The organism is Stenotrophomonas maltophilia group sp. SKK55 (assembly GCF_057179845.1).
On the sequence record NZ_JBXUHP010000043.1, the window covers coordinates 144,153 to 144,543 of the forward strand.

Genomic DNA, 391 nt, shown 5'->3' on the forward strand with positions numbered 1-391 from the left:
AGGCAATTCTGATACTGGCCGTAAAGGCTTAGCTTCGAACTAGAGGCCGGAGAAGAAGTCAATTCGTGTCTATTCAGGTGCAGTAATCCTGCTGGGTCTGGGAATCATTGCCTGCCAATTGCCACAGACGGCCAACGCAGAAGGTAGGTGTCCTCCTGGTCAGTATCCAATTGGTGGTCAGGGAGTCGGCGGCTGTGCTCCCATCCCAGGTGGTACCACTGGAGCAGGCCAAGCGTCGCCTGTTGCGACAGGGCGTTGGATCAAGACTTGGGGGGCCATCGCTTTAGCGAAGGGGGGCGATGTCGGCGTGGCTCTCGGTAAGCGAAGGAAGAGGGATGCGGCTTCGGAGTCCCTTGCTAATTGCGCACAGCGGGGGGCTACGGATTGCAGG

Annotated in this window: 1 protein-coding gene; it reads left to right on the top strand. The window is 58.3% G+C overall.

The genetic code is table 11. The annotated features are described in order from the left end of the window. Positions 1–118 precede the first annotated feature (118 nt). The coding region (locus tag AC2A1N_RS14530) for a DUF4189 domain-containing protein (RefSeq protein WP_484372678.1) at positions 119–391 on the top strand (273 nt) is incomplete at its 3' end.